The sequence below is a fragment of the Streptomyces sp. H51 genome (assembly GCF_035656535.1).
Taxonomy (GTDB): domain Bacteria; phylum Actinomycetota; class Actinomycetes; order Streptomycetales; family Streptomycetaceae; genus Streptomyces.
The window spans coordinates 473,395-482,257 of sequence record NZ_JAYMHD010000011.1; the positions used below are offsets into that span (position 1 = coordinate 473,395).

The following is an 8,863-nucleotide window of genomic DNA, read 5'->3' on the forward strand; positions in this document are numbered from 1 at the left end:
GGGGCGTGGCGCAGACTGATCCCATGAACCACGCCCAGCTCACCGCCCTCGGCCGCGCGCTCCGTCTGCTCGGGGAGCACGGCGAAGCGCTCGGGGCGGACACCCCCGACGCCAAGCTGCACGAGGTCAAGGCCGATCTGCGCCGTGCGCTCGACCTGCTGGAGGACAGCGTCAGCGGCGCCGCGCCCAGCACCCGCTGCCCCGAGCACCCCACCGGCCCGGTCGACGAGAGCGCCCCCGACCTGTGCCTGCTGTGCGAGACCCGGCGCCGGGCCGCCCGCCGCGCCGAGTACAACGGCGGGCCGGTGCCGCATGCCCCCACCGAGCCCGTCCCGTCCCGCTACGGCGTGCGCGCCGACCGCCCGCAGCCCCAGCAGCGGTGGCTGCCGGAGCTGTGGAACGGGCAGGAGTGGCAGTTGTGCGGGACGCCGCGGCGGGACCGGCGTGAGGCCGAGCTGTACCTCGCCGCCCAGCGGCGCGGCCCCCGTCCGGCCATGGCCTACCGGCTCGTGCACGAGTTCACCGACTACGAGGTGCTCCGCGTGTGGGGCACGCCGGTCAGGGTCGACATCGAGCCGATGGGCAATCCGTAGACGCCGTCCGCCGGGCCGCCCGCCGGGACCGCGGTCCCGCGGTCCCGCCTCGGCGCGTATCCGCTTGTGGCGCACGCCGAGGGGCGGCACCCGCCGTGCCTCGACGGCAGGGGATGCCGCCGCCGGGCCGCGTTACTTCCGCTGGCGGGGCGAAGGAGGTGTCGTGGGCAGTGCCGTCTGCTGAGTCCAGCCCTCCGTGCAGGAAAGGGCCGTACCCGTCACGTCGCAATGGGTCTGGTAGACCAGCCCGCCCGTCGTCAGGAGCTGGACCCGCAGGTCACCGTCCCGCACGGTGACCCCGACGGCACAGGCCGTGCCGGTGGGATAGCCCGGGTTGCCGGGGCCGCTCACGTTGACCCACTGGTAGGCGCCCAGCGGCGCGAGGCTCTGACGGCCCACGAAGGCCTGGCCGCCGGAGAGGACCGCGCTGAACTGTCGCACGTTCGACGGAGCGATGCTGTCGATGTCCGCGCACGGACCGGTGGAGCCGGTCGCACCCGTCGCCCCGGTGGCACCCGTCGCACCTGTGGCACCGGTCATGCCCTGCGGGCCCTCAGGACCGGTGGCGCCCGTCACACCCTGCGGACCCTCAGGACCGGTGGCACCCGTCACACCCTGCGGGCCCTCCGGCCCCGTGGCCCCGGTCGCACCTGTGGCACCCGTCGCGCCGGTCGCGCCGGTCGCGCCCGTCGCGCCCCTGCAGTGGTCCTTGCCGCCGCCGTTCGCCTGAACGCCGCCCAGGTCCTCCGCGGCGCGCCTGCCCGGGACTCCGCAGTCGTCGCCCTTCGCCACGGCCACGTGCGCCTGCACGCTCTGCACCGCCGCCACGGCGGGGTCGACCAGTCCAGCGGCCATGACCAGGGTCAGCGAGGCGAGCATGCCCGCCTGCTTGAATCGCTCGCGCGCCAGCGGTCCCAGGCGCGGAGTCCTCCGGATATCCGGATCCATTCGTCGTCCTCCTTGTCAAAGGTGAATCGGACCTTCCGGACCCAAGCCTCAAGCCGGGGCCTGGTGACGGCCTCCGCCCACCGGCCAAGGGGTACGAATATCAGGCAATCGGGTCAAAATGGCGCCTCCGAACGAGCGCCTCCCCGCCGTGTCTGAGCGTGGCACGCACCGGGAGCTCGGGACGCGTGTCACGGTGGTCGGCCGACCCCACCCGCCCACCGGCCACCGGCCAGGACCCGTGAACCATGAAGAAACAGACCATCTGCCTCTGCATGATCGTCAAGAACGAGTCACGGGTGATCGAGCGATGCCTCAGCTCGGTACGTCACCTCGTCGACACCTGGATGATCTCCGACACCGGCTCGACGGACGGCACCCAGGAGCTGGTCCGCAAAGCCCTCGACGGCATCCCCGGCGAACTCCACCAGGATCCCTGGGTCGACTTCGGCCACAACCGCACCCTCAACATCGGGTACGCCCTCGGCAAGGCGGACTACGTGCTCACCCTGGACGCCGACCACGTGCTGCGCCAGGACGCGCCGCTGCCGCACCTGACGGCGACCTCCTACATGCTGCGCTACGACAGCCCGGGCACCCAGCACCGCTTCAAGCATCTGATGCGCGCGGACCGTGTCTGGCGGTACGAGGGCGTCACGCACGAGTACCCGTGCACCGACGGGCCCGACGTGCAGGAGAACCTCGAAGCCCTGGTGATCGAGGACCACGCGGACGGCGGCTGCCGCGCCGAGAAGTTCGAGCGGGACGCGCGCCTGCTGCGCCGCGAGCTGGAGCGGGACCCCGACAACCCCCGGACCGTCTTCTACCTGGCCAACACCGTACGCGACCTGGGCCGGGCCGAGGAGGCCGTCGCGCTGTACGAGCGCCGCGCGGCCATGGGCGGCTGGGCGGAGGAGGTCTACTGCTCGCTGCTGGAGAGCGGCATCCTGCGGGCCGAGCGGACCGACGACTGGGCGGGTGCGATCGAGGCGTTCTCCCGGGCCTGGGAGGTCCGCCCGCAGCGGCTGGAGGCCTGCTACGAGCTCGCCTCCCGGCTGCGCCAGAAGGGCCGCCACCGCACCGCGCACGCGGTCCTCGCCGCTGTCGTCGGCCGGCCGGAGCCGGAGGACCTGCTCTTCACCAAGCCGTGGGTCTACCGCTGGGGCCTGCTGTTCGAGTACTCGATCGCGGCGTACTGGGTGGGTGACCACGCCCAGGCGGTGCGGGCGTGCGACATGCTCCTGGCGATGCCCGACCTGCCCGCCGCCGTCCGCCGCCAGGTCGAGATCAACCGCGATTTCTCGGTCCGCCAGGCCGCCGCCGTCCCGCAGCCGGCCGCCGCCGGCCGCCGGGCGAAGGCCGCGTCCGCGGCCCGGTCGGGCAAGGGCGCGAAGAACCGCCGGGGCGGCAGGAGCCGCAAGAAGTAGGCGGACGGCACGGCCCGGACACGGCAGTCCGGACAACGCCCGAGGGCGGCACCCCCTGCGAGCAGGGGGTGCCGCCCTCGGAAAGGACAGCCCGATCCGGTGCGGATCAGAAGTCCATGTCACCGCCCGGCATGCCGCCGCCGGCGGGCGCGGCGGCCTTCTCCGGCTTGTCGGCGATGACGGCCTCGGTGGTGAGGAACAGCGCGGCGATGGAGGCGGCGTTCTGCAGGGCGGAGCGCGTCACCTTCGCCGGGTCGATGATGCCCTCGGCGATCATGTCGACGTACTCGCCCGTGGCGGCGTTCAGACCGTGGCCGACGGCCAGGTTGCGCACCTTCTCCACGACGACGCCGCCCTCGAGACCACCGTTGACGGCGATCTGCTTCAGCGGGGCCTCCAGGGCCAGCTTCACGGCGTTGGCGCCGGTCGCCTCGTCACCCTCGAGCTCCAGCTTCTCGAAGACCTGGGAGGCCTGCAGCAGGGCCACGCCACCACCGGCGACGATGCCCTCCTCGACGGCCGCCTTGGCGTTGCGGACGGCGTCCTCGATGCGGTGCTTGCGCTCCTTGAGCTCCACCTCGGTGGCGGCACCGGCCTTGATGACCGCGACACCGCCGGCCAGCTTGGCCAGGCGCTCCTGCAGCTTCTCGCGGTCGTAGTCGGAGTCGCTGTTCTCGATCTCGGCGCGGATCTGGTTCACGCGGCCCGCGACCTGGTCGGCGGAGCCGGCGCCGTCGACGATGGTGGTCTCGTCCTTGGTGATGACGACCTTGCGGGCGCGGCCCAGGAGGTCCAGGGTCGCGTTCTCCAGCTTGAGGCCGACCTCCTCGGAGATGACCTCGCCGCCCGTGAGGATGGCGATGTCGCCGAGCATGGCCTTGCGGCGGTCGCCGAAGCCCGGGGCCTTGACGGCGACGGACTTGAAGGTGCCGCGGATCTTGTTGACGACCAGGGTCGACAGGGCCTCGCCCTCGACGTCCTCGGCGATGATCAGCAGCGGCTTGCCCGACTGCATGACCTTCTCCAGCAGCGGGAGCAGGTCCTTGACCGAGGAGATCTTGGAGTTGGCGATCAGGATGTACGGGTCGTCGAGGACGGCCTCCATACGCTCCATGTCGGTGGCGAAGTACGCCGAGATGTAGCCCTTGTCGAAGCGCATGCCCTCGGTGAGCTCGAGCTCCAGACCGAAGGTCTGCGACTCCTCGACGGTGATGACGCCTTCCTTGCCGACCTTGTCCATCGCCTCGGCGATGAGCTCGCCGATCTGGGTGTCGGCGGCGGAGATGGAGGCCGTGGAGGCGATCTGCTCCTTGGTCTCCACGTCCTTGGCCTGCTCCAGCAGGGCGGCGGAGACGGCCTCGACGGCCTTCTCGATACCGCGCTTGAGGGCCATCGGGTTGGCGCCGGCGGCTACGTTGCGCAGCCCCTCGCGGACCAGCGCCTGGGCGAGCACGGTCGCCGTGGTCGTACCGTCACCGGCGACGTCGTCCGTCTTCTTGGCGACTTCCTTGACCAGCTCGGCGCCGATCTTCTCGTACGGGTCCTCGAGTTCGATCTCCTTGGCGATGGAGACACCATCGTTGGTGATCGTGGGGGCGCCCCACTTCTTCTCGAGGACGACGTTGCGACCCTTGGGGCCGAGCGTCACCTTCACGGCGTCCGCGAGCTGGTTCATGCCGCGCTCGAGGCCGCGCCGCGCCTCCTCGTCGAACGCGATGATCTTGGCCATGTGAAGTGGTCCCTCCAGGACTGGGGGTGATTCCTTCGGACCGCGCCCGCGCCCGCGACGGACGGCTCGCCTGCCTCGTGGTTCCTTGCCCCACCCGGCCTGCGGGCCTCACCGACCCGGTCCTTCGTTGTCACTCTCACCTTCAGAGTGCTAACGCCAATGATTAGCACTCGACCCCCGAGAGTGCAAGGCGCGCCCGCGAAGCGGGCTCCTTGGGGGGTGGCGGTCGGGTGACGGGCGGGCGCAAGGCGCGCCCGCGAAGCGGGCTCCTTGAGGGGTGGCGGTCGGGTGACGGGCGGGCGCAAGGCGCGCCCGCGGAGCGGGCTCGCCTTGCGGGCGAGGCTCCGGCGGCCTCGGGCGTGTGTGCGGGCAGGACGAAGGGCCCGTACCCCGGGAGGTACGGGCCCTTCGACGGAAGACGTCGCCGCGGTTCGGTCGGTCGCGCGTATCAGGCGGTGACGCGCACCATGTCGGCCTGCGGGCCCTTCTGGCCCTGCGAGATCTCGAACTCCACCCGCTGGCCCTCTTCCAGGGTGCGGTACCCGTCCATCTGGATGGCGCTGTAGTGGACGAAAACATCCGCACCACCGTCGACCGCGATGAAGCCGTACCCCTTCTCCGCGTTGAACCACTTGACGGTGCCCTGAGCCATGCCTAACTCCCCTATTACTGGCCCTTGCACGGACCCGCACTTCGCGGATCCGGGTCAGACCTCACCCCCCACGGATTGGGGGTGTGCGCCGGAACGCGTCGACCGCGGCCGAATGTATCTGCCCAACTGCCCTCTGCAACAGGTCAGTCGGACGAGAATTCCGGACGGAAGGGGTCCGGAATGTAGTAAGAATTCCCCCGAATTCAGGGCAAGTCGGGCCGCACATAAAGAGCGAATGGCGCAAAAGGCTCGCACACTTTGGCTATTTCTCGACGCATCCGGAGCGGGCACTGATCGCGTCCGGCGCGCGGAGCCGGGGGTGGGTTCCCCAACTGTACCGCGCTCAACCATGCAGAATTGCCCCCTCCGTTTCTCTTACGGAGAGGGCAATCGGTCGGAACTCTGCGTCACCGCCGTTACCAGCGGTAAACGAACCGGCAGGTCAGCCGCCCGCGACGGCCGGGATGATGGAGACGCCGGCCCCGTCGGGGGTGACGGTCTCCAGGCCCTGCTCGAAGCGGACGTCGTCGTCGTTGACGTAGACGTTGACGAAGCGGCGCAGCTTGCCCTGGTCGTCCAGGACGCGGGCGGCGATGCCCGTGTGGTTCTTCTCCAGATCCGCGATGACCTCGGCGAGGGTCGCACCCTCGGCGGGGACCTCGGCCTGACCGCCGGTGTAGGTGCGCAGGATGGTGGGGATGCGAACGGTCACGCTCATGCGAGGCCAGCCTCTCGGAAGGAGTCCAGGTTGGGGCGGATGGTGGCGGTGAGGCCGGTGCCGGCCACCGCGTCCAGCGTCTTCAGGCCGTCGCCGGTGTTGAGGACGACGGTGGTCTTCGTGGGGTCGAGGACGCCGTTGTCGATCAGCTTCTTCGTCACGCCGACCGTCACGCCGCCCGCCGTCTCGGCGAAGATGCCCTCGGTCCGGGCGAGCAGCTTGATCGCCTCGACGACCTGCTCGTCGGTCACGTCCTCCACGGCGCCGCCGGTGCGGCGGGCGATGTCGAGGACGTAGGGGCCGTCGGCCGGGTTGCCGATGGCGAGGGACTTGGCGATGGTGTCCGGCTTCTGCGGTCGGACCACGTCGTGGCCGGCCTTGAAGGCGGTGGACACCGGCGAGCAGCCCAGCGCCTGCGCGCCGAAGATCTTGTACGGCTTGTCCTCGACGAGCCCGAGCTTGATCAGCTCCTGGAGGCCCTTGTCGACCTTGGTGAGCTGCGAGCCGGAGGCGATGGGGATGACGATCTGGTCCGGCAGCCGCCAGCCGAGCTGCTCGCACACCTCGTACGCCAGGGTCTTGGACCCTTCCGCGTAGTACGGCCGCAGGTTGACGTTGACGAAGCCCCAGCCCTCGCCGGCCGGGTCGCCGATGAGCTCGGAGCAGAAGCGGTTGACGTCGTCGTAGTTGCCCTCGATGCCGACGAGGTCGCCGCCGTAGATGGCGGCCATGACGACCTTGCCCTGCTCCAGGTCGTGCGGGATGAACACGCAGGACCGGAGGCCGGCGCGGGCGGCGGCGGCGCCGACGGCGCCGGCCAGGTTGCCGGTGGAGGAGCAGGAGAGGGTGGTGAAGCCGAAGGCACGGGCGGCCTCCAGGGCCTGGGCGACCACGCGGTCCTTGAAGGAGTGCGTCGGGTTGCCGGAGTCGTCCTTCACGTACAGCCCGCCGGTCACGCCGAGCTCGCGGGCGAGGTTGTCGGCCTTGACGAGCTTGGTCCAGCCCGGGTTCAGGTTGGGCTTGTCGGCCACGTCCGCGGGGACGGGCAGCAGCGGCGCGTAACGCCAGATGTTCGCGGGTCCCGCCTCGATGCGCCTGCGGAGCTCCTCGGTGTCGTAGGCCGAGAAGTCGTACGCGATCTCCAGCGGGCCGAAACACTCCTCGCAGGCGAAGACCGGTCCGAGGGGGACCCGGTGGCCGCACTCGCGACAGGACAGGGCGGCGGCGGGGCCGAGGTCTACGGTGGAGTCCGTGGTGCTTGCAACAGTCTGCACAGCCATGTGAGGCGAGGCCCTTTCTCCTCATCTTCCTCACGACGCATCTCGCCGTGAGACGGATTTGGCACCTTCCCTAGCCGGGAGCCTCGCGCGGCGATCGACGGTGATCGGTACGAGAACCGGCTGGAGGGTTGCCGGGGCTTCATCGGGCCGTGTCCCTCTGCCCCTCTGGATGAGCGGTATTCGGTTGTGAACGCGGGACGACCCCCGACATGCGATGGTCATCAGCGTTGTTCAAGACTGTAACCGAAGGCCAGGACAGTTGAGATAGCCGTCCGAACCGCGAGATGGATCACAGGGTCCGCTCGCCGAGAGAACGCAGAGGAGCCGCGCACTGTGCTGAACGAAGTCGAGCGCTGGCTGAAAACCCGCTCCTGGTCCGTGACCGACCGGCCGCTGCACATGATCCTGGCCGCCAAGCAGCGCGCCGGCCAGTCGGTCAGTGTCGTGCTGCCCGCGCTCAACGAGGAGGGGACGGTCGGCGACATCGTCGCGGTCATCCGTCACGACCTCATGCAGCAGGTCCCGCTCGTCGACGAGATCGTCGTCGTCGACTCCGGGTCCACCGACCGCACGTCCCAGGTCGCCGCGGCGGCGGGCGCGCGGGTGGTCCACCGCGACGAGATCCTGCCACGCATACCCGCCGTGCCCGGCAAGGGGGAGGTGCTGTGGCGTTCCCTGCTCGTCACGAGCGGGGACATCGTCTGCTTCGTCGACGCCGACCTGAAGGAGTTCTCCTCCGACTTCGTCTCCGGGATCGTGGGCCCGCTGCTCACCGACCCCGGGGTCGATCTGGTCAAGGCGATGTACGACCGCCCGCTCGGCGGCGCGGCGGGCCAGGGCGGCCGGGTCACCGAGCTGATGGCACGCCCGCTGCTGAACATGCACTGGCCGCAGCTGGCCGGGTTCGTGCAGCCGCTCGGCGGTGAGTACGCCGCCCGCCGCAGCCTGCTGGAGCAGCTGCCGTTCCCCGTGGGCTACGGGGTGGAGCTGGGCATGCTGGTCGACGCCCTGCACCTGGTGGGCCTGGACGCCCTCGCCCAGGTCGACGTGGGCGTGCGCAAGCACCGGCACCAGGACGGGCAGGCACTCGGCCGGATGGCCGCCGCGATCTACCGGACCGCCCAGCTCCGGCTGGCTCGCGGCCACCTGATCCGGCCCGCGCTCACCCAGTTCGAACGCGGCGAGGACGGTTTCGAGCCGCGCACCTACTCCGTGGACACGGAGGAACGGCCGCCGATGGCGGAACTGGCGGAGTACCAGACCCGCAAGGTGGCGTGAGCGCTCCGCTGGTGGTGCGGCGTCATGCCGCGGCGCGCCGCGCCGTCGGCCGACTGCCGCACCCTCGTGACCGGTCGCGCAGTTCCCCGCGCCCCTTCGGACACTGCCGGACCGCCGCGAAGGTGCCGACGGCCGTACCGAGGCAGGCCGTCGGCCGACTGCCGCACCCTCGTGACCGGTCGCGCAGTTCCCCGCGCCCCTTCGGACACTGCCGGACCGCCGCGAAGGTGCCGACGGCCGT

At 70.7% G+C, this 8,863-nt stretch carries 8 protein-coding genes and 1 riboswitch; of the genes, 3 read left to right on the forward strand and 5 right to left on the reverse strand.

The features are described 5' to 3' along the window. The first annotated feature begins 23 nt into the window (after positions 1–23). Positions 24–593 (forward strand): hypothetical protein, encoded by a 570-nt coding sequence (locus VKA29_RS02620; RefSeq protein ID WP_324783474.1) that lies wholly within the window; start codon positions 24–26, stop codon positions 591–593. A 132-nt stretch (positions 594–725) separates the two neighbouring features. Here the strand turns inward: VKA29_RS02620 and VKA29_RS02625 are convergent, their stop codons facing one another. Next, a complete protein-coding gene (locus VKA29_RS02625) occupies positions 726–1,541 on the reverse strand; it encodes a hypothetical protein (RefSeq protein WP_324783475.1) in 816 nt (271 codons plus the stop codon). A 245-nt stretch (positions 1,542–1,786) separates the two neighbouring features. Between VKA29_RS02625 and VKA29_RS02630 the strand changes: the two genes are divergently transcribed. Further along, positions 1,787–2,965, forward strand: a complete 1,179-nt coding sequence (locus tag VKA29_RS02630; RefSeq protein WP_324783476.1) for a glycosyltransferase — start codon at positions 1,787–1,789, stop codon at positions 2,963–2,965. Positions 2,966–3,071: 106 nt separating this feature from the next. Here the strand turns inward: VKA29_RS02630 and groL are convergent, their stop codons facing one another. The 4 genes from groL to thrC form a co-directional block, all read right to left on the reverse strand. Continuing rightward, on the reverse strand, positions 3,072–4,694 hold the full coding sequence (gene groL, locus VKA29_RS02635) for a chaperonin GroEL (RefSeq protein ID WP_324783477.1): 1,623 nt from the start codon (positions 4,692–4,694) through the stop codon (positions 3,072–3,074). A 448-nt stretch (positions 4,695–5,142) separates the two neighbouring features. Beyond that, on the reverse strand, positions 5,143–5,346 hold the full coding sequence (locus VKA29_RS02640; protein ID WP_004986573.1) for a cold-shock protein: 204 nt from the start codon (positions 5,344–5,346) through the stop codon (positions 5,143–5,145). A 442-nt stretch (positions 5,347–5,788) separates the two neighbouring features. After that, positions 5,789–6,064: a MoaD/ThiS family protein gene (locus VKA29_RS02645; RefSeq protein WP_264928251.1), complete on the reverse strand. Its 276-nt coding sequence runs from the start codon at positions 6,062–6,064 to the stop codon at positions 5,789–5,791. Beyond that, positions 6,061–7,344: a threonine synthase gene (thrC, locus tag VKA29_RS02650; protein WP_324783478.1), complete on the reverse strand. Its 1,284-nt coding sequence runs from the start codon at positions 7,342–7,344 to the stop codon at positions 6,061–6,063. Before thrC ends, VKA29_RS02645 begins: the two co-directional genes overlap by 4 nt. An 18-nt stretch (positions 7,345–7,362) precedes the next feature. After that, positions 7,363–7,520, reverse strand: a riboswitch (SAM riboswitch). A gap of 157 nt (positions 7,521–7,677) precedes the next feature. On the opposite strand from thrC, the gene VKA29_RS02655 reads away from it, so the two are divergent. Beyond that, a complete protein-coding gene (locus VKA29_RS02655) occupies positions 7,678–8,622 on the forward strand; it encodes a glucosyl-3-phosphoglycerate synthase (protein ID WP_324783479.1) in 945 nt (314 codons plus the stop codon). Positions 8,623–8,863: the final 241 nt, after the last annotated feature.

Coding starts and splice junctions, on each gene's coding strand:
- VKA29_RS02620 (WP_324783474.1), top strand. CDS start 24: ATGAACCACGCCCAGCTCACCGCCCTCGGCCGCGCGCTCCGTCTGCTC.
- VKA29_RS02625 (WP_324783475.1), bottom strand. CDS start 1,541: ATGGATCCGGATATCCGGAGGACTCCGCGCCTGGGACCGCTGGCGCGC.
- VKA29_RS02630 (WP_324783476.1), top strand. CDS start 1,787: ATGAAGAAACAGACCATCTGCCTCTGCATGATCGTCAAGAACGAGTCA.
- groL (WP_324783477.1), bottom strand. CDS start 4,694: ATGGCCAAGATCATCGCGTTCGACGAGGAGGCGCGGCGCGGCCTCGAG.
- VKA29_RS02640 (WP_004986573.1), bottom strand. CDS start 5,346: ATGGCTCAGGGCACCGTCAAGTGGTTCAACGCGGAGAAGGGGTACGGC.
- VKA29_RS02645 (WP_264928251.1), bottom strand. CDS start 6,064: ATGAGCGTGACCGTTCGCATCCCCACCATCCTGCGCACCTACACCGGC.
- thrC (WP_324783478.1), bottom strand. CDS start 7,344: ATGGCTGTGCAGACTGTTGCAAGCACCACGGACTCCACCGTAGACCTC.